The sequence below is a fragment of the Planotetraspora phitsanulokensis genome (assembly GCF_016863295.1).
Classification (GTDB): domain Bacteria; phylum Actinomycetota; class Actinomycetes; order Streptosporangiales; family Streptosporangiaceae; genus Planotetraspora; species Planotetraspora phitsanulokensis.
The window spans coordinates 406738-432275 of record NZ_BOOP01000003.1 but is presented as its reverse complement, the minus strand read 5'-3'; the positions used below and the strand labels follow the sequence as shown (position 1 = coordinate 432275).

Annotated in this window: 25 protein-coding genes and 1 pseudogene; 13 read left to right on the top strand and 13 right to left on the bottom strand. The window is 68.4% G+C overall.

Annotation, left to right across the window (positions count from 1 at the left end; all coding sequences use genetic code 11):
* Window positions 1–36: 36 nt before the first annotated feature.
* Window positions 37–783 carry an SDR family oxidoreductase gene (locus tag Pph01_RS04950; protein ID WP_204071714.1) on the bottom strand — a complete coding sequence of 249 codons (747 nt, stop codon included), beginning with the start codon at window positions 781–783 and terminating at the stop codon, window positions 37–39.
* A 148-nt stretch (window positions 784–931) separates the two neighbouring features.
* On the opposite strand from Pph01_RS04950, the gene Pph01_RS04945 reads away from it, so the two are divergent.
* The 3 genes from Pph01_RS04945 (at window position 932) to Pph01_RS04935 (ending at window position 4280) form a co-directional block, all read left to right on the top strand.
* On the top strand, window positions 932–1372 hold the full coding sequence (locus Pph01_RS04945) for a hypothetical protein (RefSeq protein WP_204071713.1): 441 nt from the start codon (window positions 932–934) through the stop codon (window positions 1370–1372).
* A gap of 241 nt (window positions 1373–1613) precedes the next feature.
* On the top strand, window positions 1614–2423 hold the full coding sequence (locus Pph01_RS04940; protein ID WP_204071712.1) for a helix-turn-helix transcriptional regulator: 810 nt from the start codon (window positions 1614–1616) through the stop codon (window positions 2421–2423).
* A 27-nt stretch (window positions 2424–2450) separates the two neighbouring features.
* Window positions 2451–4280 (top strand): sensor histidine kinase, encoded by a 1830-nt coding sequence (locus Pph01_RS04935; RefSeq protein WP_239116457.1) that lies wholly within the window; start codon window positions 2451–2453, stop codon window positions 4278–4280.
* Between the two features lie 56 nt (window positions 4281–4336).
* Here Pph01_RS04935 and Pph01_RS04930 read toward each other — a convergent pair whose 3' ends face one another.
* Entirely contained in the window at window positions 4337–4960 is a 624-nt protein-coding gene (locus Pph01_RS04930) for a CGNR zinc finger domain-containing protein (RefSeq protein WP_204071710.1), read from the bottom strand.
* 425 nt (window positions 4961–5385) lie between these two features.
* Between Pph01_RS04930 and Pph01_RS04925 the strand changes: the two genes are divergently transcribed.
* From Pph01_RS04925 to Pph01_RS04915, 3 genes are all read left to right on the top strand, one after another.
* Window positions 5386–6207: a helix-turn-helix transcriptional regulator gene (locus Pph01_RS04925; protein WP_204071709.1), complete on the top strand. Its 822-nt coding sequence runs from the start codon at window positions 5386–5388 to the stop codon at window positions 6205–6207.
* Window positions 6208–6307: 100 nt separating this feature from the next.
* Window positions 6308–7327 (top strand): proline racemase family protein, encoded by a 1020-nt coding sequence (locus tag Pph01_RS04920; protein WP_204071708.1) that lies wholly within the window; start codon window positions 6308–6310, stop codon window positions 7325–7327.
* Complete coding sequence (locus Pph01_RS04915) at window positions 7324–8280, top strand: ornithine cyclodeaminase family protein (RefSeq protein ID WP_204071707.1); 957 nt, start codon at window positions 7324–7326, stop codon at window positions 8278–8280. The genes Pph01_RS04920 and Pph01_RS04915 overlap by 4 nt, the downstream gene beginning before the upstream one ends.
* 526 nt (window positions 8281–8806) lie before the next feature.
* Here Pph01_RS04915 and Pph01_RS04910 read toward each other — a convergent pair.
* From Pph01_RS04910 to Pph01_RS04890, 5 genes are all read right to left on the bottom strand, one after another.
* The gene (locus Pph01_RS04910) at window positions 8807–10003 is read right to left on the bottom strand and encodes an MFS transporter (RefSeq protein ID WP_204071706.1); all 1197 of its coding nucleotides are present in this window, start codon (window positions 10001–10003) and stop codon (window positions 8807–8809) included.
* Window positions 10000–10557: a Chromate resistance protein ChrB gene (locus Pph01_RS04905; protein ID WP_204071705.1), complete on the bottom strand. Its 558-nt coding sequence runs from the start codon at window positions 10555–10557 to the stop codon at window positions 10000–10002. The genes Pph01_RS04910 and Pph01_RS04905 overlap by 4 nt, the downstream gene beginning before the upstream one ends.
* 57 nt (window positions 10558–10614) lie before the next feature.
* Window positions 10615–11244 (bottom strand): DedA family protein, encoded by a 630-nt coding sequence (locus Pph01_RS04900; protein WP_204071704.1) that lies wholly within the window; start codon window positions 11242–11244, stop codon window positions 10615–10617.
* Window positions 11245–11285: 41 nt separating this feature from the next.
* Window positions 11286–12131, bottom strand: coding sequence for an undecaprenyl-diphosphate phosphatase (locus Pph01_RS04895; protein ID WP_204071703.1), 846 nt, complete (start codon window positions 12129–12131; stop codon window positions 11286–11288).
* A gap of 170 nt (window positions 12132–12301) precedes the next feature.
* Window positions 12302–12949 (bottom strand): DedA family protein, encoded by a 648-nt coding sequence (locus tag Pph01_RS04890; RefSeq protein WP_204071702.1) that lies wholly within the window; start codon window positions 12947–12949, stop codon window positions 12302–12304.
* A 132-nt stretch (window positions 12950–13081) separates the two neighbouring features.
* On the opposite strand from Pph01_RS04890, the gene Pph01_RS04885 reads away from it, so the two are divergent.
* Both Pph01_RS04885 and Pph01_RS04880 read left to right on the top strand, forming a co-directional pair.
* Window positions 13082–13471, top strand: coding sequence for a BlaI/MecI/CopY family transcriptional regulator (locus Pph01_RS04885; RefSeq protein WP_204071701.1), 390 nt, complete (start codon window positions 13082–13084; stop codon window positions 13469–13471).
* Between the two features lie 9 nt (window positions 13472–13480).
* On the top strand, window positions 13481–14419 hold the full coding sequence (locus Pph01_RS04880; protein WP_204071700.1) for a M56 family metallopeptidase: 939 nt from the start codon (window positions 13481–13483) through the stop codon (window positions 14417–14419).
* A gap of 115 nt (window positions 14420–14534) precedes the next feature.
* Here Pph01_RS04880 and Pph01_RS04875 read toward each other — a convergent pair whose 3' ends face one another.
* Window positions 14535–16898: a CehA/McbA family metallohydrolase gene (locus Pph01_RS04875; RefSeq protein WP_204071699.1), complete on the bottom strand. Its 2364-nt coding sequence runs from the start codon at window positions 16896–16898 to the stop codon at window positions 14535–14537.
* A 336-nt stretch (window positions 16899–17234) separates the two neighbouring features.
* A complete protein-coding gene (locus Pph01_RS04870) occupies window positions 17235–18125 on the bottom strand; it encodes an AraC family transcriptional regulator (RefSeq protein WP_204071698.1) in 891 nt (296 codons plus the stop codon).
* 188 nt (window positions 18126–18313) lie between these two features.
* Between Pph01_RS04870 and Pph01_RS04865 the strand changes: the two genes are divergently transcribed.
* Window positions 18314–18628, top strand: a complete 315-nt coding sequence (locus Pph01_RS04865) for a putative quinol monooxygenase (protein ID WP_204071697.1) — start codon at window positions 18314–18316, stop codon at window positions 18626–18628.
* A 54-nt stretch (window positions 18629–18682) separates the two neighbouring features.
* The gene (locus tag Pph01_RS04860) at window positions 18683–19642 is read left to right on the top strand and encodes an alpha/beta hydrolase (RefSeq protein ID WP_204071696.1); all 960 of its coding nucleotides are present in this window, start codon (window positions 18683–18685) and stop codon (window positions 19640–19642) included.
* 88 nt (window positions 19643–19730) lie between these two features.
* Here the strand turns inward: Pph01_RS04860 and Pph01_RS04855 are convergent, their stop codons facing one another.
* Window positions 19731–20786 (bottom strand): methyltransferase, encoded by a 1056-nt coding sequence (locus Pph01_RS04855; RefSeq protein ID WP_204071695.1) that lies wholly within the window; start codon window positions 20784–20786, stop codon window positions 19731–19733.
* A gap of 228 nt (window positions 20787–21014) precedes the next feature.
* On the opposite strand from Pph01_RS04855, the gene Pph01_RS04850 reads away from it, so the two are divergent.
* Both Pph01_RS04850 and Pph01_RS04845 read left to right on the top strand, forming a co-directional pair.
* Window positions 21015–21227: a hypothetical protein gene (locus Pph01_RS04850; protein ID WP_204071694.1), complete on the top strand. Its 213-nt coding sequence runs from the start codon at window positions 21015–21017 to the stop codon at window positions 21225–21227.
* A 442-nt stretch (window positions 21228–21669) separates the two neighbouring features.
* A complete protein-coding gene (locus Pph01_RS04845) occupies window positions 21670–22644 on the top strand; it encodes a GlxA family transcriptional regulator (protein WP_239116437.1) in 975 nt (324 codons plus the stop codon).
* 91 nt (window positions 22645–22735) lie between these two features.
* Here the strand turns inward: Pph01_RS04845 and Pph01_RS04840 are convergent, their stop codons facing one another.
* The 3 genes from Pph01_RS04840 to Pph01_RS04830 all read right to left on the bottom strand — a co-directional run bounded on the left by Pph01_RS04840 (window position 22736) and on the right by Pph01_RS04830 (window position 24431).
* Complete coding sequence (locus Pph01_RS04840) at window positions 22736–23119, bottom strand: hypothetical protein (protein ID WP_204071692.1); 384 nt, start codon at window positions 23117–23119, stop codon at window positions 22736–22738.
* A 65-nt stretch (window positions 23120–23184) separates the two neighbouring features.
* The gene (locus Pph01_RS04835; protein ID WP_204071691.1) at window positions 23185–23562 is read right to left on the bottom strand and encodes a hypothetical protein; all 378 of its coding nucleotides are present in this window, start codon (window positions 23560–23562) and stop codon (window positions 23185–23187) included.
* Between the two features lie 401 nt (window positions 23563–23963).
* Window positions 23964–24431, bottom strand: coding sequence for a hypothetical protein (locus Pph01_RS04830; RefSeq protein ID WP_204071690.1), 468 nt, complete (start codon window positions 24429–24431; stop codon window positions 23964–23966).
* A gap of 184 nt (window positions 24432–24615) precedes the next feature.
* On the opposite strand from Pph01_RS04830, the pseudogene Pph01_RS43635 reads away from it, so the two are divergent.
* Window positions 24616–25517: pseudogene (locus Pph01_RS43635) on the top strand (DUF899 domain-containing protein).
* Window positions 25518–25538: the final 21 nt, after the last annotated feature.

Genomic DNA, 25538 nt, shown 5'->3' with positions numbered 1-25538 from the left:
TCGAAGGCCGCCGTGTCGGTGCGCGGAGCGCCCGCGTCATGCAGGCGTCGCAGGGATCTTCTCTCTGAGCCAGTCGGCGAATGTCTGGGTGCCGCGGGGGCCGGGACCGGTCGGCAGCAGGCCGCCGTTGCTCATACCGCCGGGAAAGTACAGGGGCAGGACCGGGCGCCGGCGGGCGCCGCCCGCGGCGATGAGGCGCCGGGCCATGTCGACCAGCGACTCGACCTGCGGGCCGGCGAGCTCGGGAGCCATCGCCTGCGGCGATCCGACGGCGAGGTCGGCGAGGGCTTCGGCCACCTCCCGCGCGGCGATGGGCTGGACCCGTCCCGTCGGTACCACCGCGATCGGCCCCGGCACGCCGCTCAGCAGTTGACCCGCGAACTCGTAGAACTGCGTCACCCGCAGAATGGTCCACGGCACCGCCCCGTCCCGGACGATCTCCTCCTGCCGCAGCTTGCCCGCGTAGTACGGGCTCTTGACCCGGTCGACTCCCACGATCGACGGCGTCACGAGGTGCCGTACCCCGGCCCGCTCGGCCGCCCCGACGAGATGCCGCCCCGCCTTGTCGAAGAAGTCCACCGACACCGACTTGCGGTTCGTGATCTTGTTGCTGACGTCGATGACCGCCTCGGCCCCGGCCAGCGCCGCTTCCAGGCCGGACCCGCTCATCAGATCGACGCCCTGCCCGCGCGACAGCACAACGGGCGCATGTCCGCGAGCCCTCAGCGCCTCCACTACGAACCGCCCGACCACCCCGGTACCACCGGCAACCGCGATCTTCATGCCTACTCCCGTCCCTCTCTGCGCTGTGCTGTACAAGAGAAGGACCCGCGAGCCACAAGAATTGTGACAACTCGTTCCGTGGCCAGAATCACACCACTCCAGCCCAGGTGCCGCGTCACGAAGACCTCACGCCTGTCGTCATTTATGCATGAATCCTGGACACATCAAGAATTGGCTGCGAGGCGGGCTGCTCGCCCTGGCCGCGCTGCAGACGGTCGCCTCGGTTTGGCAGTACGCCTTTCCTCTCTCGTTCTACGACGACTTCCCGACGGTGAGCCTCGATCCCCCGTACAACGAGCACCTGATCTCCGACATCGGCGGCCTCGGGCTCGCGTTGACCGGCATGCTGTACTTCGCCGCCTGGGTGCTCGACAGCAAGGTCGTCTTGTCGGCGCTGATCGGCTACCTGATCTATGCGGCCACCCACTTCACCTTCCACGTCCGGCACTTCGACCACTTCTCGCTTCTCGAGGCCGTTGGAGTGGGCACCGGGCTCGGCATCGAGGTGGTACTCGCGCTCGTGCTCGTCTACATCGCCTGGCGAGTGCACCGGGCGGAATCCGCCGGCCACAGGGATGCGCTCCGATGAGTATTTGAGAGAAAGGCAACCCGGCTAGCAGGATGACGAGAGGTCACGCCTGCGGGGCCGGGGACGGGGGCTGCCTTCACAGCAGGATTGCCTGCTGCCGTCGACGACGGGGGAGCCTGCCCAGCGAAATCCTGAAGGAGGTCCGGGTGCAGGAAGGGGCAGTGAGGCACCTGGCAGAGCGCCCGGGACTGAAGCAACATTCGCCGCCCTTTTCCCACAGCTCGCACGGTAGGAGCTGGACATGTGCAAACAGAGCCCGCTTGGAGAATTTCTCAGGGCGAGACGACGGCTCACCACGCCCTGCGAAGCAGGGCTGCCGTGCGTTGACCGCCGGCGCAGGACGCAGGGGTTGCGCCGAGATGAGGTGGCAATGTCGGCCGGCGTCAGTCTCGACTACTACACCAGGCTGGAGCAGGGTAAACAGCGCACCCCGTCGGACCAGGTGATCGACGCGCTGGCGCGGGTCTTCCGGCTTGACGCGGCGGCCACCGCGCATCTCCACGAACTCGCGCGCCCCCGAGCATGGACGCCGAAGTCCACCCATCGGCCCGTTGCCCCGGACGTGGTCCAGCTGATTGAGCATTTGACGCACGCACCGGCATTCGTGGTGAACCACCGCTTGGACGTCCTCGTCCGCAACCGGCTGTCCGCCTCCCTGTGGGAGGGGTACGAGCACATCGACAACCTGCTTCGGTTCACCTTTCTCAATCCGCGATCCCGCGAGTTCTTCCTGAAATGGGAGGAGGAGGCCGCCTTCAAGGTCGCCCATCTGCGTGCCATGACGATGGTCGTCCAGGACCCGTCCGTGCGCGATCTCATTGAGGAGCTTTCAGACAACAGCGAGGACTTCCGCCGGCTCTGGGCACGTCACGACGCGGGCGTCACATCCCACGAACCCAAACGACTGTGCCATCGGAAAGTCGGCGACCTTGATCTCTGGCGTCAGAAATTCCGCATCGAGAATGCTCCCGGGTACCTCCTCTTCGTGGCCCAGGCCAAGCTCGGCTCCCCGTCGGAGCGCGCGCTCGCCGACATGGCCGCCCACTCGTAAGTGATCAGAAACTCACCAGTGACCACGATGTCCGCACAGTACACGCGAAAGTGCAATGAGTTAGCGCAAGCGAGGCTGCCGTCGCTGCTGCTGCGCCAGACTCCATCCTTGCCAATGGGTGTCTTGGCCGGCGCCGCCTGCGTTGCCGTGGTGACCCTGCTGCTCTTCCCGCTCCGGCAGTTTGTGCCCCCGCATTCGCTCGGCGTCGTTTATCTGCTCGGCGTGCTGTTGATCTCGACCGTGTTCGGCCTGGCGTCCGGCCTGGCGACCGCGGTGGCCAGCGCCCTTTCCTATGAGTACTTTCACCTGCCGCCCTTCTATAAGTGGACGCTGACCGGCAGTGGGGAACTGGTGACGACCCTGCTCTTCTTCGCCACCGCGCTGCTGGTGGGCTTCGTCGCGGACCTGGCCCGGTCACGGGCCGTAGAGGCCGAAGAACAGCGCCGCACGGCAGGCCTCGCCGCAGACCTCGCTCACCTGCTGCTGCGCGCGGAGGACCTGCGAACCGCACTGCCGGCAGCCGCACAGTGCCTGGCCCAGGCGCTCGAACTGCGCTACGCGGCGATCGAGCCCGAGGTGGTCCCCGCCGACGAGCACCACGCGGCACTCCCGCTTCGCGACGGCGCCACTCAAATAGCCACCCTCCTGATCCCCGTCGACCTGCCCGAGCCGACGCTGCGGCGGCTGCACCGGCAGGTGGTGCCGTCGTTGCAGGCCCTGCTGGCCGCGGCATGCGACCGCGAGGCCGTCGCAGAGGAACAGGCCGCGCTTCGGCGCGTCGCGACGCTGGTCGCCGGCGGAGCCGACCCATCCGAGGTGTTCAACGCGGTCACCCGCGAGATGGGCCGCATCATGGGCACGCGATACACCGACATGAATCGGTTCGAGCCCGACGGCACGTTAACCGTGCTCAGCCACTGGGATGATCATGGCTGCCGGGACCACTTCGTGCCGCTGGGCTCGCGTCGGCCGATCGAGGACATGCCTGTGGCGAAGCTGGTGTGGCACACCAGGAAACCGGCGCGGCGCAGTACGGACGACGACGACGCCGCCGGCGAGTTCCTCAGGCGCGCCCGCGAGTGGGCGCTCGGCTCGGTGGTCGGCAGCCCGATCATGGTCGAGAACCAGCTGTGGGGCGTGATGATCGCATTTTCGCGCGCAGAGGACCCGCAACCCGAGGCGATCGAAGAGCGCATGATGAAGTTCACCGAACTCCTCGGGACCGCGATCGCCAATGCGCAGAGCCGAGCCGAACTCACCGCCTCCCGCGCCCGCATCATCGCGGCCGCAGACGAATCCCGCCGCCGTATCGAGCGCGACCTGCACGATGGAGCACAGCAACGCCTTGTCACGCTCGGGCTGGAACTGCGGGCGGCCGAAGCCATCGTGCCACCTGACCTCAAGTCCCACCTGTCGCACATGGTCGAAGGTCTGGCCGGCGCTATCGAGGACCTGCAGGAACTCTCCCGTGGCCTGCACCCGGGGATGCTGTCCAAGGGGGGCCTCTGCCCGGCCCTCAAGATGCTGGCGCGCCGCTCCTCAGTGCCGGTCGAGCTGGACGTAGGCAATGTCCGGACGCAGCCCGAGCGTGTCGAAGCCGCCGTCTATTACATCGTTTCGGAAGCACTTACGAACGCGGCCAAGCATGCACAGGCCTCAGTAGTTCACATCGACCTCAGCGTTGACGACACGGCCGTGCGGCTCCGCGTCCGCGACGACGGAATCGGAGGCGCCGACCCCCGCAACGGCTCGGGGCTCATCGGCCTCAAGGACCGTGTTGCGGTGATCGGCGGCGACATGGAAATCAGCAGCCCGGTGGGAAGCGGGACATCGCTCCTCGTCACAATTCCCTGCTGAGGCAGAGCCAAGAGGCGTGGGCGTGGCGGAGGCCTGGTACCACCCCTGGCTTCGGGTCATGGGTGCGGCAGACGACGCTTCATCGTGCCCGCCCTTTCCTCTGGCTGAGCCGGACGGTGGGCTGCGTGCCTTCGGCGGTACGACACCGCCTTGACACGGTTGCCGCATTCGGCCATCCCGCACCAACGCCGGGTGCCGCCGCGGCTGCTGTCGATGAAGAGGCGAGTGCAGTCGACGCGATCGCATTCTCGGATGCGATCGGCGTCCGGTCCGCCTAGAAGCTCCACAGCGTCGCGGGCGAGGGTCGACATCACGGACTGAAGGTCACCTTCCCGCCGGAGGGAACGATCGGCGGACAGGCGGACGCCGGTGGGTGGTCCCGATGCCTCCTCCTCCAGGATGCGCAGGTCGTTCGCGCTCCATGGCATACCGCGGAGATGGCCGACGACGAGCCGGTAGATCGCCTCTCTCAGCCGCAACACGCGTCGCAAACCGTCAGGATCCATATCGACGGGGAGATGCACGATGCCGGCATCCACCGCCCAGGTCGCGAAGGTCACGGGAACGTCCAGCAGTTCCTCCGGACGGCTCGTCCGCCATTTACGCGTACCGAGGAAGTCGAGGGACGGCCGTCCACTGACGTAGACAAATGCCACGCCATCACTCTGAAACGGCGACATCGGGCGGCGCAAGCGAGCCGGGTGGCAGGCGTGGCTCTTTTTGCCTGTACATGAATGTCGACCCGGATCCTTGCGCCAGGCTTTACGTCACCGCCTTGACAGGTGACGGTCGATGCAGGCACCTTGGAGTAACCGGCTGAGCTGGTGACGATAGGGCGTCACACACGTGCGGTCCACCGGATGGTCTTCCGGTCGCCGAATCCCTTGTCCAGCAGCCGGCAGGTTCCGGCCGACGGGTCACGCCCCGGTGGATCCACCGTGCCAGGCATTTCTCCGTGGAGCTCGCGCGTTTCGGAGCGTGGCCGGAGGCCGTGGTTCGGGAGCGATCCGTCCCAGCACTCACAACGATGAGAAATCGGCGGTGCGGTCCCTTGCAGAGAAAGCCCGGAAACGATTTCCGGGGATTCGCATGGCAGGAGACGGACATGTGCGCCAGCAGCCCGCTTGGAGAGTTCCTCAAGGCGAGACGACGACAGACCACCCCTGCTCAGGCGGGTTTGTCTCATGTCGAGTACCGCCGCAGGACGCCGGGGTTGCGCCGCGATGAAGTGGCGCTCTTGGCGGGCGTCAGCATCGACTACTACACGCGGTTGGAGCAGGGCAGACAACGCAGTCCGTCGGAGCAAGTGATCGACGCGCTGGCGCGGGTCCTCTGTCGCGACGCGGACGCCACCGCGCATCTCCACGAACTCGCGCGTCCCCGGGCAGGCCTTCCGGAGTGCACCCATCGGCCGGTCGACCTGCACGTGGTCCAACTGATGGAGCAATGGACCCATGCGCCGGCCTACGTGGTGAACCACCGCCTGGACGTCCTGGCCCGCAACCGCATGGCGGCCGCCCTGTGGGAGGGGTACGAGCACACCGACAACCTGATGCGGTTCACCTTCCTCAACCCGCAATCACGTGAGTACTTTCTGGAATGGGAGGGCGAGGCCGCCTTCAAGGTGGCCCATCTGCGCGCCATGACGGTGGCGGTCCGCCACGACAAGTATCAGCGCAAGCTCATCGAGGAGCTTTCCGACAAGAGCGAGGACTTCCGCCGGCTGTGGGCACGCCACGACGTGCGCGCTACGGTGCGAGATCCCAAACTCCTGCGGCACCGGAAGATCGGCGACCTGACCCTCTGGCGCCAGATGTTCTCCATGGAGACCGCTCCCGGCCATCACCTTTTCGTCTCCCAGGCTGAGCCGGGCTCCTCGTCAGAGCACGCGCTCTCCAGGCTGGCAGCCATGGGCCCGGGCGAGTGACAGCGTTTTCCGTACAGCTCCCAGGGCCCGCGCGAGCGCCTGTAGTCCAAGATCTGCGCGGACAGTCCATGTACGGGCTCGGGTGCTACGTTGACCGCGTATGAATATCCGAAAGATTTCGACCACGGATTACCACACAGCCGGTGAGCCGTTTCGGATCGTCAGCGATCCTCCCGTGGCCATCGAAGGCGCGACTGTAGCGGAAAAGCGCATGTTCGCGATCAGCGACCCACACGTCGACGGCCTGCGCAGGCTGTTGTGCTTCGAGCCGCGCGGGCACGCGGATATGTATGGCGGCTTTCTCACCGAGCCTGATGACGAAGGCGCACATTTGGGAGTGCTCTTCTGGCACAAGGACGGCTTTTCCACGGCATGTGGTCACGGGACCATCGCGCTGGGTGTGTGGGCGGTGCAGAGCGGGCTCGTCAAGCCTGACCCGTCGGGTGTTACGGACGTACGCATCGACGTGCCTTCCGGGCGGGTGACCGCGCGTGTCCACGCCGAGGGAGAGCGGATCACCGGGGTGGACTTCCTCAGCGTTGCCAGCTACCGCCTCCACAAGCAGATCGGGATTTCGACCTCGCGCGGCGAGGTGGTCGTCGACATCAGCTTCGGCGGAGCGACATATGCGCATCTCGATGCCTCAAGCATCGGCCTCAGCGTCGTTCCGGAGAATTACCCCGAACTCATCGCCGTGGGTCGTGAGATCAAATGGCTGCTCAACGACACTGATTACGCGACGCATCCTTTGGACGATCGGCTGAACGGTATCTATGGCACCATCCTCTTCGAAGGGCTCGGCGTGGATGACGCAGGCGATCTCCATCAGCGCAACGTCACCGTCTTCGCCGACGGCGAGGTCGATCGTTCGCCCTGTGGATCGGGCACCTGTTCACGAGTGGCCGTGCTCGCATCGGACGGCGTACTCCAGCCCGGGCAGCGGCTCGTCCACCACTCCATCGTCGGAACACGATTCCTTGCACGAGTCACGGGCGAGGTTCCGGTCGCGGGCCGTCAGGCATTTCTGCCGGAGGTCACCGGCATGGCGTTCCGGACCGGCCGGCACACTTTCGAGATCGATCCCGAGGACTCACTCGGCGAAGGGTTCGTCCTGCGGTGACATACACGCCGTTTCCCTACATCGGCCCTGAACAGATCGCCGCTCTTGCGTCACCGCGTGAGGCCGTTGAGGCCGTCGAGGCGGCGCTGCGTGCGGGGTTCGACCCCGCCGATGATCCCGCGCGAAGCCACGTCGACGTCCGTCACGGGCAGTTCCTCATCATGCCCAGCGAACGTGCGGACAGTGCCGGGGTAAAGATCGTTACAGTCGCGCCGCACAACAGCGGTACCGGCCTGCCACGAATCCAGGGCCTGTACGTGCTCTTCGACGCCGTGACGCTCACCCCCAAAGCCCTGCTCGACGCCCCCGCACTGACCGCACTGCGTACTCCCGCCGTCTCGATGGCGGCTGTCAGACCCGTGCTGACGCGAACGACTGAGCCCCTGAACGTCGTCGTTTTCGGCGCCGGACCTCAGGGTGTCGGGCACGCCGACACGCTGAAATCGGTGCTGTACGGGACGCGGGAGATCTCAAGCGTGACCTATGTCGTGCAACGTCCCGAGGCGCATACCGCACTGCGGCACGCTGACGTTGCGGTCGTCGCGACCGGCGGTCGCCATACCGCGAACGTGGTTCGCGACGCGGACGTGGTGGTGTGCGCCACAACGTCCCGCCGACCGGTTTTCGATTCGTCTCTCGTACGCGACGACGCGGTCGTGATCGCCGTGGGCTCCCACGAGCCCGACGCCCGGGAGGTCGACGCGGGCTTGTTGCGGCGTGCGCAGGTCATCGTCGAAGACGTGACGACGGCGCTGCGCGAATGCGGCGACGTGGTGATGGCCATCGGAGAGAACGCCATCACTCGAGAGCATCTGATCACGATGCGTTCAGTCGTCTCCGGAGAGGTGGAACTCGCGACGGACCGGCCCGTTCTGTTCAAGAGCGCAGGTATGTCCTGGCAGGATCTCGTCGTTGCCGAAGCGATCGTCTCCCGGCTGGATGAGAGCCGTTGAATTCCCGACGTCGCCGCCAGGGAGCAGACGCGACCGTCGGCGAGCGCGGGGTCCGTCGGAGATCGTTTGTGGCACGTGGCCAGACCCGATCTGATCAGGCGAGTCAATGTCGGAGACGGCGCGATGAATAGAAGTTCGACCCGAAAACTCCTCGAGTCATAACTAAGTGTAGCCATTCGCTACTCTCCGTAGTAACCTCAGAGACCCAACTCATCTCCCCACCTGGAAGATCGGTAAGGGAGCGAAATGCCGTCCTCGCATCTCCCATCGCCGGACCAGTCAGGCCTTGAGGCGTGGATCCGGCAACTGCTCCGTCTCACAGGAGCCTGTGCGATCGCTGAGCCCCACGCGGACTTCTCGGCTCTCGTGGACGCCTCTGGGTGCGAACCGCTGATTTGAAAGCCGTGGCCACCATTGACCGGATGGGGGACCGCCATCCGTCGTCAACGCGCCAGCCGCAGCAGAACTACTCCCGTCCTCGTTCCGCGAAGTAGTCGGCGATCTCGACGAGCAGGATGAACCACTACTACGCCGTAGCCGCGCTTCGGCGCGACGCGAGATGAATGAGCACCGAGCCGAGGACCAGCAGGAGGGCGAGTGCGGCGTAGCCATGAGCGAGGGTGACGAGGGTGGCAACGGCAGCGACCAGCAGCGGGCCGCCCGCGTCGCCGAGTTCCCGTCCCAGCTCGGCAGCGCCCATGGTCTGCCCGAGCCGTTCGGCCGGGGTCGCGGCGGCGAGGGCGGCGAAGCCGAGCGGAGTGATCAGCCCGGTTCCGACGCCGATGAGAGCGGCGGCGGACAGTATGCCGGTCAGCCCCGGCAGCGTCGCGCACCCCAGGCCGGCGGCGGTGATCAGCAGCCCTGCTGTGATACCGCCGCGTGCGGTTAGGCGCCCGGCGTCCAGCGCGCGCCCGGCCTTCGGCTGGACGAGGGCGGCGCAGCCGGCGAGCACCGACACCGCGGCGCCGGTGGCTACGGTGCCGAGGCCTGTCGCCGCGCCGGAAACGGGGAGGAAGCCGACCCCTGCCGACAGCGCGGCGGTCGCCGCGGCCAGCGCCGCCGTGGGGGCCAGGAAAGCCGGATTGACCAATCGCCGGGCCAGGTCCAGCACCGTCTGCCGGGCCTTCGGCAGCGGGGGCACGGCCGGGACCGTGAGCGCTCCCCATACGGCGACCGCTGCGCCCAGCACTGCCAGCACGCCGAACAGCAATCGCAGTCCTCCCGCCCACACCAGTGCCCCGCCGAGAAGCGGGCCGAGGGTGTAGCCGATGGACTTGTAGAAGCCGTAGGAGCCGAATGCCCGGCCGTGTCTGGCCGCGGGGTTGAGCCGGGCGACCAGTGCGGAAGCCGAGGGCGAGAAGGCGGAGGCCGCGGCGCCTTGACCGAGACGAGCCGCCCACAGCCAGCCAGGGCTGTCCGCCACGACGTACAGGAAGGAGGCGCCGGCGAAGGCGACGAGTCCGCCCAGTAGTACCGGACGGGTGCCGATGCGGTCCGCGAGTGTGCCGAACAGCGGCTTGAGCACCACCTCGGCTCCGTCGTACAGGGCCAGCAGGCCGCCGAGCACCATGAGCGAGGTGATCGCGTCCTCGGAGAATCCGCCCAGGTTGGCCGCGATGCCGTGAGCGCCGAATGCGGTGGTGAATCCCGCCGCGTACAGCGGCCACATCTGCCGTCGCGGTGCGGCCTGAGGAGTGTCGGCGGCTGTCTGCGCTGAGGTCATCGTGGTGTTCCGTGCAGGGCGTCGAACACGCGCTCGGCGTAGTCCTCACAGGCTGCAGCGCATTGCTTGAGGCGTGCGCCGGCCTCTGCGGCCTCAGGTGCGCCGAACACGTCGCGGGCCGTCAGATCTCGGTGCCAGCGCCGGAGCCGCTCCAGGCTCTGCTCCTCTTCCTCCAGTTCGGCCAGCGTGAACTTGCCGGTGCGGATCTCCTTGGCCAGTTCCTGTTCGAACGTGCCGCAGTCGGCCAGGAACTCCGCCCAGTCTTCCGATCGTGCGGCGGTGAACATCGACTGAAGGCGTTCGGCGTCCTCTGGCTCGCGCCCAGATGCCCGCAGTGTCACGGTTTGCCCACCGGCCTGGTTGGTCAGCTTGCACGCTCGCGCGAGGCCGTCGGCGAAAGCCGGGACGTCCGGTACGGCCCACAGTCCCTGACCGAGTGACAACGCGCCGATCCTGCGGAGTTCCCGCCAGACGGCCACCCGGTGCCGGGATGGTTCGACCGGCAGCTTGATCAGGAGGACCAACCAGGAAGGCGGCGCTTTAACGTGTGCCACATCATCGAATGTAGCAATCGTTACATTGCCGGGTACGCGCTGCCCTGGCGCCAGCTGTTATTCGGGGTTGCGGCGGGTGCGATGTCGTCGAAGGCGTATGGCCGCGTAGGCGGTTATGGCGAGGATCAGGCCGCCGAGGGCGTACCACTGGTAGCGATGCACCCCGGCCTCGATTGAGGTGAGGTGGTCGCCGGCGAGATAGCCGAGGGTCGCCCAGACCCCGACCCACAGGGCGGCTCCGGCGGTGTTGTAGGCCAGGAATCGGCGCCAGGGCATGCCGGTGATGCCGGCGATGATGCCGTTGAGCTGGCGTAGTCCCTCGACGAATCTGGCGATCACCACGACCTCGGCGCCGTGGCGGGTGAAGAACTGCTCGGCTCGGGCGAACCGGGCGGGGGTGAGGAGCATGTAGCGGCCGTAGCGGGTGACCAGACGACGGCCACCGGTGCGGCCGATCGCGTAGCCGATGCTGTCGCCGGCGATCGCGGCGAGGAACCCCGCAGCGGCGACCACGGCGATGTTGAGGTGATCGGTGCCGGCGTAGGCGGCACTGACAACAAGGACTGTCTCGCCGGGCACGGGGACTCCGAAGTCTTCCAGCAGCACCAGGGCTGCGACCGCCAGATAACCGTAGTGAGCGATCAGCTCCGACAGTGAGGGGAGCACGCCGGACATCGCCACAGTCATGGGTTGCCGCTCCTTTCCGCGTCTGAGCTCAACCGGGCTTGTCAGGCGGTGAGCACTCCGGTGCCGAGCAGCGCGAGGAGTAGAGCTCCGGCGACGATCCGGTAGATGACGAAGGCGTTGAAGGAGTGCCGGGCGACGTACCTCAGGAGCCAGGCGATGGAGGCGTAGGCGACGACGAAGGAGACGGCGGTTCCCACGATGAGCGGCACGGGACCGGCGCCGCCGACCTCGGAGCCGAGGGCGTCCTTGAGCTCGTACAGGCCCGCGCCGGTCAACGCGGGAATGCCGAGGAAGAAGGAGAGGCGCGTCGCCGCCACCCGGTTCAGGTCCAGGAGGAGCGCGGTGGACATCGTCGCTCCCGAGCGGGAGAAGCCGGGGAAGAGCAGGGCGAGGATCTGCGAGCAGCCCACCAGCATGGCGTCCTTGAGGGAGGTGTCGTCCTCGCCGCGCTTGTGGCGGCCCATCCGGTCGGCCGCCCACATCACGCCGCTGCCGACGATCAGCGAACCCGCCACCACCCACAGCGAGGCCAGCGGGCCCTCGATGAGCGGCTTGGCGGCAAGCCCCACGATCACGATCGGGATCGTGGCGTAGATGACCCACCAGGCGAACTTGTAGTCGTGGTGGTGACGCTCCTGGCGGTTGGCGATGCCGCGGCCCCAGGCGGAGACGATGCGCACGATGTCGGCGAAGAAGTAGACCAGCACCGCGGCGATCGCCCCGACCTGGATGACGGCGGTGAAGCCGACCACGGAGGCGTCGTCGACGGGGACGCCCATCAGCCCTTCGGCGATCTTCAGATGGCCGGTGGAGGAGACGGGGAGAAACTCGGTCACCCCCTCCACGACTCCGAGCACGATTGCCTGACCGATGGTGATAGCACTCATGGGATCTCTCTGTGTCAGCTGGTCGGGGTGTCACGGGCGAGACACGGCGGACTTCGTGAGGGAAGACGCACCGGGAGCACGGCGAGGTTGCCGGGCGGTCTGGTTCAAAGGCGCGGCACAGTCGGCCGTGCCACCGGGTCTTGTAGCGCTGCCGCGGCAGGCGCTGCGGTTCAACGATGCGTCTGTCGACGGGCTGATCTCGTGGCGGTGCGGGAGCGAAGGATCTCCAGAGCCAGTGGCAGCAGGGAGAGGGCGACGATCGCACCGATCAGGGGCAGCAGGTAACGATCGACACCGGTGATGCTGGACCCCAGGGCGTAGCCGGCCAGCACCAGGCCGACCGTCCACAGCAGACCGCCGATGATCTGCCAGAGCGTGAAGATGCGCGCGGGCACCTTCACCGCGCCGGCGAGCGGGTTCAGCACGGTCCGCACCAGGGGGATGAAGCGGGCGAGAACGATGGCTTTGCCGTGGCCGTAGCGGCTGAGCAGTTCCTCGGCCCGAGCCGCGCCGCGGAGCAGGTGCCGGTTGCGCGTTCGGCTGAGCAGGACACCGCCGGCGCGGCGGCCGATCAGGTAACCGGTCTGGGCACCGAGTAGCGCCCCAGCCGCGGCGGAGGCCAGGACCCCGGGCAGCGAAAGCTGCACGCCGCCTGCCCCGGTGGTGCACAGCAGGCCGGCGGTGAACAGCAGTGAATCTCCGGGAAGAACGAATCCGATCAGCAGACCGGTCTCGGCGAACAGCACCACGAACACCCCGACTGTGCCGAACGTCGCCAGAATCGAGGGCGCGTTCAGGAGGTTGAGCGCGTCGGCCACCCACTGGTCCTTTCCTGCCCTGCACTGTCCTGGCGGCAGGGGTGCATGGCACACTTGGGAAACGCGGAAGCTTCTACACCGCCGTAGAAGTTCTACGTGACTGTAGAAGATGAGACGGGGGAACGACAACCCATGGGTGCCGACGCACACGGGCAGGGCACGAAGCGAGCCAACGGTGAGCGTGAGGCCGAGATTCTCAACCTGCTACAACAGGCTGACGGCGCGCTGACCCCCGGCGAGGTCGCCGAACGCCTCGGCGGGAAACCGACCTACAGCACGGTGGTGACGATCCTCACCCGCATGTACGCCAAGCAGTTGCTCACCCGCAGTCCACGCGGACGGGCCTACGCCTACACGCCTGTCACCGACGACCCCGGATTCGCGGCACGCCGCATGCGCACCGTCCTGGAGGGGCGTCCGGACCGCGAGGCCGTTCTCGCCCGGTTCGCCGACGGCCTGTCCGACGCCGACGCGGACCTGCTGCGCCAGTTGCTCGGATCCGACCCCCAACACGGCCGATAGAGGCGTCGGATGCGCATCGCCGTCTATCTACCGCTGCTGTTGTCCCTGCTCGCCCCTCTCGTCGCGCGGCCTCTGTCGGAACGCTGCGAACCTCGACTGGCCACCTGGCTGCTCACCGTCTCGACCGCGGTGCTGGCTGCGGCGAGCACCGTCTCCTTGGGGTTGCTGGCCGTCACCGGCCTGATCCGCATCCCCCTGCTTGCCGATCTCGGCCACTGGTCGGCCCACGCCGCACAGCGTGACGATCCCGCTGAACCGGCTATCGCCCTGGTAGCCGGCCTGCTGCTCGGCTTCGCCATGCTCGCCGCATCACGTGTGCTGTGGCGCCGCGCCCGCTCACTGGCCGCAGCCGCCCGGCAAGCCGCCTGCATGCCCACACCGGACGGTCTTGTCGTCGTGGACGATGACACTCCGGACGCCTTCGCGCTGCCGGGGTTGCCCGGCCGCGTCGTCGTCTCCACCGGCATGCTCCACGCTCTTGAGGAAGGCGAGCACGACATCCTGCTCGCCCACGAGCGGGCCCACCTCACAGCGCACCACTATCTCTTCGTCGCCTTCGCGGGACTGGGCGCCGCCGCCAACCCACTGTTGCGACCACTCGCCAGAGCCGTTGGTTACACCGTCGAGCGCTGGGCCGACGAACGTGCCGCCGTCGTCACCGGTGACCGGGCTCGCGTGGCCCGTACCCTTGGTAAGGCAGCCCTGGCCGGCCACCATACCCCCGACCGGACCCGGGCCCCAGGCCTCGCCCTCGGCATTCTCGGCCACCGCAGCCCGCTCAAAGGCGCGGGACCGGTTCCCCGTCGCGTCGCCGCCCTGCTGGCCCCGCCACTCCGCCGGCACCCGGGACTCATCCTCGCCACCGCGGCGCTCCTCACCGTCGCCGCCGGCGCCACCGCCGAAGCCGGTCACGACCTCCACCTCCTCCTGGAGTTCATCGGCGCCTAGCGACCGCCCACCCGGCGGGTGCGGTTCACCGTCTGACTGCCTGCTAGACCTCCCACGTGGCACGAAGGCCCCGGTCCATCGGACCGGGGCCTTCGTCGTCACCGAGATCGACGGATCAGCGGACGTAGACGGGCGAGGTCATAGCGACCATCGCCGCGTCGTACGGGCACAGGTTCACGCCGACGTTGATCGCCCCGCACAGCGGGGTCTGCTCGAGCAGGTCGTTGCCGAGGCGCAGCTCGGCGCGCACCCAGCCCGGCTGGGCCGGGGCGGTGAACTCGATCGCGCCGTCGCGCGTGAGGTGCTGGTCGAGCAGCTTCTGGCCGTTGGCGACGACGCGCAGCGAGCCGTCGGTGAGCGCGTCGAGCGAGCGCACGCGCAGCGTCTCGCCCGGACGGACGTCGTCGCCGATGACGGACACGAAGTGCCCGCCGCGGTCGGCCTCGATCACGAGCGGGCGCCCGCCGACGGACGGCGGCAGCGCGGACACGCTGGTGCGGCCGGCGCGCAGCGCCTCCAGCACGGCGCCCTGCGAGCGGTCGCGCGCGAGCACCCACGTGGTGGGATAGCCGGCGCCCTGCGGCTGCCCGTACTGCGTCTGGGCGTCGCTGCCGCCGGTCAGCGCGACGCGTGCGCCGCGCTGCAGCCAGCAGTCGAGGTAGTCCTCGGCGGCGCGGATGCTCGAGCTGGGGTTCCAGACCTCGATCGTGTCCGGCTGTACGTCGAACCCGTAGCCCCAGGTGAGCGTCGAAGCGTTGCAGCCGGTGAACGGCTTGGTGATCTTGGAGCCGGGGTGGTCGATCTGGAAGACGCCGCCCCTCGCGCGCGCCTTGTCCGCCAGCGCGTTGATCGCGGCGGCGGAACCATCGCCGTTGTCGAGCACCTTGTCCACGCCGAGCACGTGGGCGTCGCCCTTGACGCGGTCCTCGTAGCCGGGGATCGCGAGCACGCCGTGGCTGCCGGAGCCTCGCGCGCTCGCCGAGCGGACATCGTTGTCGTCGGTGACCGCGAGGTAGTCGAGCCCGCGGTCGCCCGCCTCGTCGAAGCGCGAGCGGACGTCGACGCCCTGGCGGAACGGGTCGGCCTCGCTCGCGTCGTCGGTCCCGGCGCAGTAGACGTCGCTGGAGAAGCAGCTGTGGACGTTCAGGTCGCCCGCCAGCCAGCGGCCGCCCGTGGTGTTCAGATCGCCCTCGGGCGCCTTCGGCGCGCCCGCCTGCTTACCGTCGTTGACCCAGATCGGGCTGGAGTACGCGACCGGACGGCCGTCGCGGAGGACCCGGAGGAAGTACCAGGTGTCGTCGGCCGCCTTCAGCGAGGCGTCGAGCTGGTCGCCGGTCGAGCTGGCGACCACCTTGCCGCCGTTGCTGACAAGGTCCAGCTGCAGCGGCGTGCTCGAGCCGCGGACGTGCGCGTCGATCGCCAGCGGGCGCTTGCCGTCGGTGTGGATCCGCTCGCCCATGCCGTGCCCGTCGACCGTGAAGTCCAGCCGAAGCGCGTTGTCGAGCACCGCGTAGAAGTGGCGGTCGGCCATCGAGCGCTTGATGTCCTTCTCGGTGTTGGCCTTGGCCAGGACGACGGTCTTGGCGTACTGCGAGCCGCCCCAGTCGTCCGTACGGTCGTGGCCCTTGTCCTCGGCGCCGATCGCGCCGACGTGCCAGCCCTTGTCGAGCGCGTGGGCGTACCAGCCCTCCGGCGGGGCGTTGTGCCCGGGCGCCGTGCCGAAGTCGCTGCCGCCGTTGAAGACCTCGATGCCGACCATCTGGTCGTCGGCCTTCGGGAAGTACTTGAAGTCCTCCCAGCCGAAGCCGAGGTCGCTGCGGACGTCACACTTCAGCGGGCCGCACAGCGTCTTGTCGCCGGGGTGGTTGAAGACCGCCAGGCCGTCCTTGCCGGTGGTCGTCAGCCAGTCGTAGAAACGATCCATCGCGATGGTGCCGCCGTCGATCTCGGGCATCGAGTTCTTGCTCGAGAAGTAGACGTTGATGTGGCCCATGCGGTCCGAGGTCCACTCGAACCCGCGGAAGCCGACGAAGTCCTTCGCGGGGTCGGTCGCGGCCTTGGCCTGCTCGAGCCCCGCGTCCCACTTGCGCAGCGCGTCGAGTGGGTTGACCGGATCGGCGTTCTGGCAGCTCGGCGCGACCCGCGGGTCCAGGCACTCCTCGTTGAAGACGAGCGGCGAGTTGACGTTCGAGGTGTGCTCGCTCGAGCCGACGAAGTTCAGGTCGTGCTTGTCGCGCCCAGACGCGAAGTAGTCGGCGGGCCGGGAGCCGGGCCATCCGTCCGAGTAGCCGCTGTGCTCGTGCAGCGCGCCGATGAGCTCGCGCTCGTGGGGCGTCTTGGATTGGGGTGCCGTGACGACCGAGGCCGTCTCGGTCTGAACGTCGTCTGCCGCGCCGGGGGTTGCGAGAGCGGGGCTCGCGGCGCCTATGAGGACGAGCGTGCCCGCGGCGGCGGCTGCGAACAGCGCGCGGATGCGCATGTACTTCTCCGTCTGTTGGGTAGGGACGTCCTGCCTCGGAGGAGAGGAGGACTCGTCCCACCTTTCACGCGGGCGATGGCCCCCGGATGGCCTGGACCTGAACGCCGGGCGAGGTTTGCTCTCGCGGAGTCGCGCCGGTGTGGCATGGATCGGCCCCGGAGGCCGAGATCCGGTTGGCGGGAACTCACCGGCCGGGACCAGCGACGCGTCGGCCGTACACCGACGCCGCCCCCGACCCTGGCTGGACGGGCTTGTGGCAGCGGGCGTGCACGCGCTGACCGGCCAGGTGCATGCGTGGGCGACGGGCTGCAGGCGGCGACGGCCGGGGCGGGGGAGTCACGGCGTCGGGGTGGGGTGATGCAGCCGGGTGGCGTCCTGACTGGGCGCGGTGCCGTACTGGCGGCGGTATTCGCGACTGAACTGGGAGGGGCTGTCGTACCCCACGCGGTGGGCGACAGCGGTGATGTCGCGAGGGTGCGTGGCGAGCATGAGCCGGGCTTGCTGGAGGCGGATCTGCTTTTGGAACTGGATCGGGCTCAGCGCGGTGACGGTCTGGAAGTGACGGTAGAACGCCGAGGGGCTCATGCCGGTCAGCCGTGCCAGGTCCTCGACGCGGAACGGTTCGGCGTAGTGGTCGCGGATCCAGCGGGCGGCTCGGGTGATGTGGCTCAGATTGCTGTCGGCGAGGCCGAGTTGGCGGACGGCGCCCCCTTGCTCTCCGGTGATCAGACGCCAGAGGATCTCGCGTTTGGCCATCGGCGCGAGTACCGCCTGGTCGCGAGGCCATTCCAGCAGGCGCACCAGACGGATCAGCGCGTCGAGAAGGCCGGCTGTCATGTCGCCGACGGCGATGCCCGGTAGTGCTCCCGCTCGGGAGCGGGGAAGGTCGCCGGGGCCGGCGTGCAGGAGAAGGTCGGCGATCTCGGACGGTTCCAGGACGAGCGCCATTCCCAGCGCCGGGTGCTGCGGGCTGACGTCGACGAAGTGGCCGGTGACCGGCAGGTCGACCGACGCGACCAGGTAGGTGCCGGGTCGGTACTCATGTACTCGGTCGCCCACCATCAGCCGTTTGGCGCCTTGAGTGAGGACCGCCAGCACCGTGCCGGACATCGTCGGCGACGGCGGGCCCGGCCGCTCGGCCTTCGCGATGTGCAGGCCGTCGATCGCGGTGGTCTCATCGGGCCGGACGTGCCGGGCCACCAGGGTACGAAGCTCATCGAATCCCATACCTTGATTCCATCACAGCAACCCGGGCTCCATTCCACGTGAATAGAGGATCGTGCAAGAGCCGAAGAGCTACGTTCTACCGTTGTCGCGCCTGGACAGGTGAAATTGGATCAGCGAAGACGCCGACCGGGTGGCGAAGGATCATCTGGTTGGGAGGATTCTGCATTTGTCCGAAGAGGAGCGCCGTCATGAACGTCCGCTACGGGTTCAACGCCACCCTGACCGCCAAGCCCGGCATGGGCGACGAGCTGGTCGACCTGCTGCTGACCGGCCTGGACGAGGGCAAGCCGGCCGCGAGCGAGCACTGCCTCGTCTACCTCGTGTGCCGTTCGGCGACCGACCCCGACGTCGTCCACGTCACTGAGGGTTGGACCAGCGAGGAGGACCACCACCGGATCTTCGCCGGCCAGGCCGCCCAGGCCATCGTCTCCCGGGTCCAGGAGCTGGTCGCCGCCGAATCCCCGTACACCGATTACGTGCCGGTCGGCGGCAAGGCCTTCTGACCCTGCCCGTACACCCCTCCCTCTGACCCGGAACACGTACCGGAAGGAATCCCCATGCCGTCCCTCGCACGCCCCGCTCTCGACCCCGAACTGAATGCTCTCCTCGCCGACATGCCGCTCATCCCGGAGGTCACTCCGCAGATCCTCCCGCAGTTGCGCCGGATGGCCCCGACGCCGATCGAGACCCTGCTGGACGGCCGCGCCGTCGACCGGCGCGAGGTCGCCGTCCCCGGGTCCGGCGGCGCGCAGATTCCGATGACGGTTCTCACCCCGGCCGACGCCGGTCCCGGAGCTCCGTGCGTCTACTGGATGCATGGCGGCGGCATGATCATGGGTGACCGGTTCTCGCAGATCGACATCCCTCTGGAATGGCTCGACCTGCTCGGTGCCGTCGTGGTCACCGTCGACTACCGGCTTGCGCCCGAGGCGGGCGGCATCACCCCTGTCGAGGACTGCTACCAGGGCTTGTCGTGGGTCGCCGGCCACGCTGACGACCTCGGCATCGACCCCGACCGCGTCATCGTCGCGGGCGCCAGCGCCGGCGGCGGCCTCGCCGCAGGCGTCGCCCTCATGGCCCGCGACCGCAGCACCCCCGCGATCGCCGCCCAGATGCTGATCTGCCCCATGCTCGACCACCGCAACGCCACCACCTCCAGTCGCCAGTACTCCGGCGAACCCGGCGTCTGGACCCGCGAGACCAACGCGTTCGCCTGGAACGCCGTCCTCGGCGACCTCACCGACGACCAGGTTCCCGGGTACGTCTCACCCGCCAGAGCCGAAGACCTGTCCGGCCTGCCCACGACCTACATCGACGCCGGTTCCGCAGAGGTCTTCCGCGATGAGGACGTCGACTACGCCACGCGCATCTGGGCCGCGGGCGGCCAGGCCGAGCTCCACGTCTGGGCCGGTGGCTTCCACGGCTTCGACGCCCTCTTCCCCGACGCGCACCTGTCGACCGCCGCCCGCCGAACCCGCACTGAATGGCTCGCTCGCACGGTCAACCCCGAGCGCTGAATGTGTGCGGGACCGCACAAGGCGTCCCACAGACGGGCATGAGCACAGGACACGCCCTGGTGCTCACGCTCCGTCTGTGCGGACTGCGTCAGGCGGCCTCGAGTTCCATGATCCAAAGCGGTGAGCGGGTGGGTCGAGCAGAGACCCGACGCCATCCCCCGGCCGTGAACAGGGCGTCGTACTCGTGCAGGTGGCGTTCCCGGCCTCCGTCGGTGACGGACAGCATGTTCATGTCGGCCACAGCACCGAAGTCCGGAGTGCCGACCTCGCCGAGCACGAGTTCGAAGACGACCGCACGCGCTCCGGGCTTGGCGGCGGCACGGCAGTTGCGAAGAAGGCGAACGCAGGCTTCGTCGTCCCAGTCATGCAGGATCCACTTCAGCAGGTACAGATCCGCGGCGGGCACCTCTTCGAAGAAGTCGCCCTCCACCGCACTGAAGCGGTCCGAAAGGCCGAGTTCCTTGGCGGCACGGGCAGCCGCGCCGGTCACATGCGGCAGATCCAGGACGATGCCGTGCAGTGCGGGATTGGCCTGCATCAGCCCGAGTACGAGCCGGCCGTTGGCACCGCCCACATCGACGGCCGACGAGACACCCGAGATGTCGAGCATGCTCGCCGCCTCGGCGGCCACGATCTCGGACATGCTCGACCCGCTGGAGGCGAAGGCGTCGCCCTCCTCCGGATGCCGGGAGAAGTAGGTGAACTGGTCCATGCCCAGTGCCTTGTATACCTGCGTTCTGCCCTCGCGCACGGCTTCGGGAAGGTGCGCCCAGCTCACCCAGGTCGAGTAGCCCGCCAGGTGGAGGGTGGTGTCGCGCAGTGAACCCGGAACCCCTTCGCGCAGCAGTTCTCCCATCGGGGTGGTGGTGAACCTGCCGTCCCCTTCGTGAGCGAGCAGTCCGATCGAGGCGCACGCCCGCATCAGGCGGTAGGTCGTGGCCGGATGGGTGGATGCCCGTTCGGCGACTTCATCTGCTGTGCGTGCCCCGGCGGCGATGTGGTCGATGATCGAGAGGGTCGCCGCCGTCCGGACGATCTGCGCCACCGCGTGGCCGGTGATCATCTGGAACAGCCTGCCGAAGTCGCGCTCCTGCTCAAGGGCCGCGTCCTCGTATCCGGGGGCTGTCTCGGGTGTTTCGTTCATGGTGCTCCGTACGTCGTCTCACCGCTGCCGGGATAGGCATCGGCTTCTGCCCGTGTCACTGGCCACGGAACAGCTGATCTGAGGGGGTGGGCTGAGAAATCCAGGCGGTCGGCCTGGACTGCCATGGGCGCTCCTGTGGTCGGACGCTCCGTGGCCGGGGCGCATCCGACGACCGTGGCCGCCGTACCGATGATCAGCAGCCGCCGGCGATTCGCACACTGATCGCGAGTGCTGCGCCCCTCGTTGGTCCGCGACCTGAATGATCGTCTTGCCGGGCGTGCGGCGATCGCGGGCGAACGCGGAGGCCGTTTCGGAAAGCGGTCGCACGGCGCCGACGATGGGGTTGAGCCGTCCGGCCCGGAGGCGCTGGGCGAGGTCGGTCAGCCGGGCGCGGTCGGGTTCGACGACGAAGAAGATGGCTCGCCCGTCCTTGACCTCTGACTCTCTGGGCAGTGTCGGCTGTGGGACCGTGTGTCCGACTTCCATGCTGCCGACTGACCGGTGTGCGGCGCCGCCTTCGTCCGGCCAGGAATCACCTATATCCGGACAGAGCGAAATCGCAGCCGTGTGTTCCGCCAGGCGCGGACGGTCCCTGCTGCGCCACGGGCACCCGGACCGCTGCACTGACTTTCGTGACGACCCGCACCCCGCCCGGGCACGCCGAAGCCACCGAGGGGCGGTCGGAGGAGGGTGGCTTCGGCGCCCGCTGCCGGTTGAGCAACCCTGCCCATGAGGGCCCCCGTGATCTCCGGTTACGGTGTGCTACCAAGGAACGGTGTCCATGCCTTCTTTGTCCCCTTCTGCGTCGCCGACCCGGCGGCGGTCAGTGCCGCCGAGGTCCGGCTGGTCACCGCGCGGATCCGGCTCCGGAGAGACCGGAGTGGTGAACCTTGCCCCCCATCACGTCGCGATCCTCGTCTACGACGGAGTGACGTTGCTGGACGTCGCCGGCCCCGCGGAGGTGTTCAAGGAGGCGAACCGGTTCGGTGCCGACTATCGGATCGTGCTGCTGTCGCCGACCGGTGCGGACGTCACGTCGAACCTCGGGGTTCGGATGGCGGTCGACGGCGCCGTCTCCGCGGAGCCGGCTTTCGACACGTTTCTGGTGGCAGGGTCCGACCTGTATCCGCGCGCCTGTGTCCCCGGCGACCTGGCGGACGCCGCGCGGATACCGGCGGTCGCGGCCGGCCGGGTCGTGTCGATCTGTACCGGGGCGTTCATCCTGGCCGCTGCCGGCCTCCTCGACGGCAAGCGCGCGACCACGCACTGGAAGGTCGCGCACAAGCTCGCCGCCCGGTGTCCGACGTGCCATGTCGAGCCCGACGCGATCTACGTTCGCGATGGCACCACGTACACGTCGGCAGGGGTGACGGCCGGCATCGATCTGGCGCTCGCTCTCGTCGAAGAGGACCACGGGCCCGACCTGGCGCGCGACGTCGCCCGCGCCTTGGTGGTGTACATGCAGCGTGCGGGCGGCCAGTCCCAGTTCTCGACACCGCTGCAAGGACCGCCGCCCCGCTCGCCGGCTCTCCGCAAAATCACCGACTTGGTGACGGCGAATCCCGGGAGGGACCACTCGCTCGGTGAACTCGCGAAACACCTCAACGTGAGCACCCGGCACCTCACCCGGCTTTTCCGCGACGAGCTGTCCACGACACCGGCCCGTTACGTGGAGAACATCCGATTCGACATGGCCAGGGCACTGCTCGACCAAGGACACACCGCGACGCAGGCCGCGATCCTCGCCGGGTTCCCCAGTTACGAAAGCATGCGACGGGTTTTCGCCAGGAAGCTGTCGATCAGCCCCGCCGCCTACCAACGCCGGTTCAGCACGGCCCGCCGCGCCAACGCGGGTTAGGCGCGAGCCGGGAGATTGACCGCGGGTGTGGCCTGGGGACCGGTCCCGACCGCCGGCAACTCGGGCCGCGTGGGTGACAAGGATCCCACCGCTATGAACGGACGTCGTTTCTGTCATCCCGAGCCTGATGGCTTTGCGACCTGCGCGGCACGAGCAGGAGGCCGAGGATGGCGAGCAGAGTGGTCAGGATGGCGAGGTGGTAGGCGACGTCGCCGGTGCGGGTGCTGCCCAGCGTGATGGTCAGCCCGTAGGCGGTGCCCAGGAGCGAGAACAGTGTCGTCGCCAGCGCGACTCCTCTGGTCGTCGTCCGCCGGGTGAAGACGGCGGTTGCACCGATCGCCATGACGGCCGAGATGACGGCCTCCGGAGGGGCGGCGCCGGGGAAGGAATCGCTGATGGTGGCGAAGCCGACCGGAATGTCGACCCCGAAATGGATGACGGACATGATCGCGAATGCCGCCGCTGCGAGCGCCATCAACATTCCGGCGGCTACGGGGGGCGGTCGCCGCCCGTGGTCCATACGGCTCGGCCGGTCGGCGGTCATTTCGCCTCTGCGGTGGACGCGGCGCGGTCCGCAGCGGACTGCCGCCGATTCCGCCGACCGGCAACCAGCAGCAGCGCCAACACGAGGACGGCGAGCGGGACCATGAGAGCATGGAGGTCGCGGGCGGCTCCCTGCACTCGCTCTGATGTGAGGCCGATGGCTATGCCCAGCACCGACATCACCAACGCCACCCAGGACAAGCGGCGGCCTCGGGTCAACCCTGCCGCGAGCAGCGCAGCGCCGATGACGGCCTCGCCCGTTCCCGCCTGCCAGATCGAATCGGCGAACCGCAACGTGGTGAAGCCCAGCGGGACCTTGAGGCCGAAGTTCAACAGCGCGGCGCCGAAGAAGACCGCCGCGTCGAGAACGAGCACGGTCCGCAGCAGCCCTGTGCTCGAGTCCGAGACCGGTGTAGTGGGCCCCATCGACGACACCTGCTCCCTTTCTCGCGCCCAAATCGTGAACCTCATCGTGCCCGTACCGCCGAGCCCGGTCGTCGGCTCCTGGTAGCGATCCGAGCTACCTCCGGGGGCGAAGCCGGCTGCGCGGGCGATACGTCACATGGCGTAGGGCTCTGGCAATCCGAGGACAGTTCACGAACGACTGCGGAGCACGGATCTGATGGACGCGGGGAGGACCTTGGTTCCGCCGCCCAGAGGATCACGACCAGCGGGGCAGGGGATGACGTGGCGGGCGGAGGGGGTTTGACAGGACATCGTGGGGACCACACGCCGTTGGCCGGCTGAGCGGCGACGACCTGGGGATCCCGGCCGGGTCAGAACGAGAAGTGCTTGACCACCGCCCAGCCCCGCTCCGCCGACCTGCCGTAGAAGGCTCGCAGGTCCTCGTGGTCCTGAGCCAGGCGCTCCCGCAGCTCTTCATGCGAGTAGGACGAGGGCAGTTGCCGCCACTCCTGCCACCGGTCCGGGAACGACACCCCCTCCAGGTACGCCGCAGCGCGCGCCACCCCCGGTGGCTCGAGCACCGCGTGGCCCGGGCCGCCGCCGGGGTCCTGTATGTGCCGGCCACCGAAGACGGGGAACTCCCAGTCGCCACCCGGCTCCGACCGGGGCGAGTAAAGCTCGTTCAGCTGGAAGAAGCCGCTCTCCAGCCATACCGCGTCTCCTGCCCGGACCCGTCGACGCAGCTCGTCGAACTCCACATCGAATAGCGCCTCAAAGCCCGCCGCGTCCTCGGGCAGCCCGGAGGATTCGAGCCCTTGAAAGTAGACCCACATACTCACGCCCGGCAAACTACCTGGCGCCAGCCGGTGATCTTATGGACGGGGCGTTCTCCGGTTCCACCTTGATCACTCCCTGGGCCGGTCCGCCGGAGTGGAGCGACGGCGTCGATCTCTCAGAGCGCGTCTGTGAACTTGTCAGCCTGACGTGGTCGGCGCCGGCTGGGCCGAGGGCGCCCCTGCCGCGATGAGTTTCGGCCAGGTCGCTGGTCTTACTGGTGACCGTCGTAGGGTCGTACGACGCGGCCCGGCACGAGACACCATGGAGGACGCCATGACGACCACGCCGAGTGACCCGACCACCGCGCTGCCCGGCCGCCCGCCCATCGTCGACCTGGCCACCTGGCAGGCCGCCCGTGACGAGCTTCTGGTCCGCGAGAAGGCCCACACCCGCGAGGGCGACGCCCTCGCCGCGGCCTGCCGCCGGCTGCCGATGGTGGAGCTCGACGGGACGGTCGAGGTCGTCGACCCGACGGCCCGGTCCCGTTCCTGGACCTGTTCCAGGGCCGCGACGAGCTCGTGGTCTACAAGCACATGTGGCACGACGGCGCGCCGCACCAGGGGCAGTGCGAGGGCTGCACCACCACGGCCTGGCACCTGAAGGACGCCGTCTACCTCAACGCTCGCGGCGTCTCGTTCGCCATCCTGACCACGGGCCGTTGGGACGAGGTGGCCTCCTACGTCGAGTTCATGGGCTACACCCAGCCCTGGTACTCGGTGCGCGACGTGGACGCGCCGGTCGGCGGCAGCATGGGTTCCATCACCTGCTTCCTGCGCGACGGCGACCGCGTGTTCCTCACCTACTCCACGACGGGCCGTGGCAACGAGCCGATCAACGGGTCCCTCGGCCTGCTCGACATGACGCCCTATGGCCGCCGCGAGGCGTGGGAGGACAACCCCGAGGGCTGGCCCGAGGCCCCTCAGGTCGGCTCGCCGGTCGGTGGGCATGGCTCGCCGATCTGTTGGTACTGGCGCTCGGACGCGGACGGGAACGCCATCTGGGGCCCGACCAGCCGCCCTGTGCCACAGTGGACCCGCCCCGGTGCGACCCCCGTGGAGACCCTCGGTCGGCACGGCCACCACCACTGACGCGCCTTCGTCGACGGCGTC

Excerpts from the sequence above, each read along its gene's own strand:
- Pph01_RS04870 (WP_204071698.1), bottom strand. The coding sequence starts at position 18,125 with ATGGGATTCGATGAGCTTCGTACCCTGGTGGCCCGGCACGTCCGGCCC.
- Pph01_RS04865 (WP_204071697.1), top strand. The coding sequence starts at position 18,314 with ATGAACGTCCGCTACGGGTTCAACGCCACCCTGACCGCCAAGCCCGGC.
- Pph01_RS04855 (WP_204071695.1), bottom strand. The coding sequence starts at position 20,786 with ATGAACGAAACACCCGAGACAGCCCCCGGATACGAGGACGCGGCCCTT.
- Pph01_RS04930 (WP_204071710.1), bottom strand. The coding sequence starts at position 4,960 with ATGTCGCCGTTTCAGAGTGATGGCGTGGCATTTGTCTACGTCAGTGGA.
- Pph01_RS04840 (WP_204071692.1), bottom strand. The coding sequence starts at position 23,119 with ATGGCGCTCGCAGCGGCGGCATTCGCGATCATGTCCGTCATCCATTTC.
- Pph01_RS04920 (WP_204071708.1), top strand. The coding sequence starts at position 6,308 with ATGAATATCCGAAAGATTTCGACCACGGATTACCACACAGCCGGTGAG.
- Pph01_RS04950 (WP_204071714.1), bottom strand. The coding sequence starts at position 783 with ATGAAGATCGCGGTTGCCGGTGGTACCGGGGTGGTCGGGCGGTTCGTA.
- Pph01_RS04895 (WP_204071703.1), bottom strand. The coding sequence starts at position 12,131 with ATGAGTGCTATCACCATCGGTCAGGCAATCGTGCTCGGAGTCGTGGAG.
- Pph01_RS04925 (WP_204071709.1), top strand. The coding sequence starts at position 5,386 with ATGTGCGCCAGCAGCCCGCTTGGAGAGTTCCTCAAGGCGAGACGACGA.
- Pph01_RS04910 (WP_204071706.1), bottom strand. The coding sequence starts at position 10,003 with ATGACCTCAGCGCAGACAGCCGCCGACACTCCTCAGGCCGCACCGCGA.
- Pph01_RS04935 (WP_239116457.1), top strand. The coding sequence starts at position 2,451 with ATGTCCGCACAGTACACGCGAAAGTGCAATGAGTTAGCGCAAGCGAGG.
- Pph01_RS04940 (WP_204071712.1), top strand. The coding sequence starts at position 1,614 with ATGTGCAAACAGAGCCCGCTTGGAGAATTTCTCAGGGCGAGACGACGG.
- Pph01_RS04880 (WP_204071700.1), top strand. The coding sequence starts at position 13,481 with ATGCGCATCGCCGTCTATCTACCGCTGCTGTTGTCCCTGCTCGCCCCT.
- Pph01_RS04860 (WP_204071696.1), top strand. The coding sequence starts at position 18,683 with ATGCCGTCCCTCGCACGCCCCGCTCTCGACCCCGAACTGAATGCTCTC.
- Pph01_RS04875 (WP_204071699.1), bottom strand. The coding sequence starts at position 16,898 with ATGCGCATCCGCGCGCTGTTCGCAGCCGCCGCCGCGGGCACGCTCGTC.
- Pph01_RS04885 (WP_204071701.1), top strand. The coding sequence starts at position 13,082 with ATGGGTGCCGACGCACACGGGCAGGGCACGAAGCGAGCCAACGGTGAG.
- Pph01_RS04900 (WP_204071704.1), bottom strand. The coding sequence starts at position 11,244 with ATGACTGTGGCGATGTCCGGCGTGCTCCCCTCACTGTCGGAGCTGATC.
- Pph01_RS04945 (WP_204071713.1), top strand. The coding sequence starts at position 932 with ATGAATCCTGGACACATCAAGAATTGGCTGCGAGGCGGGCTGCTCGCC.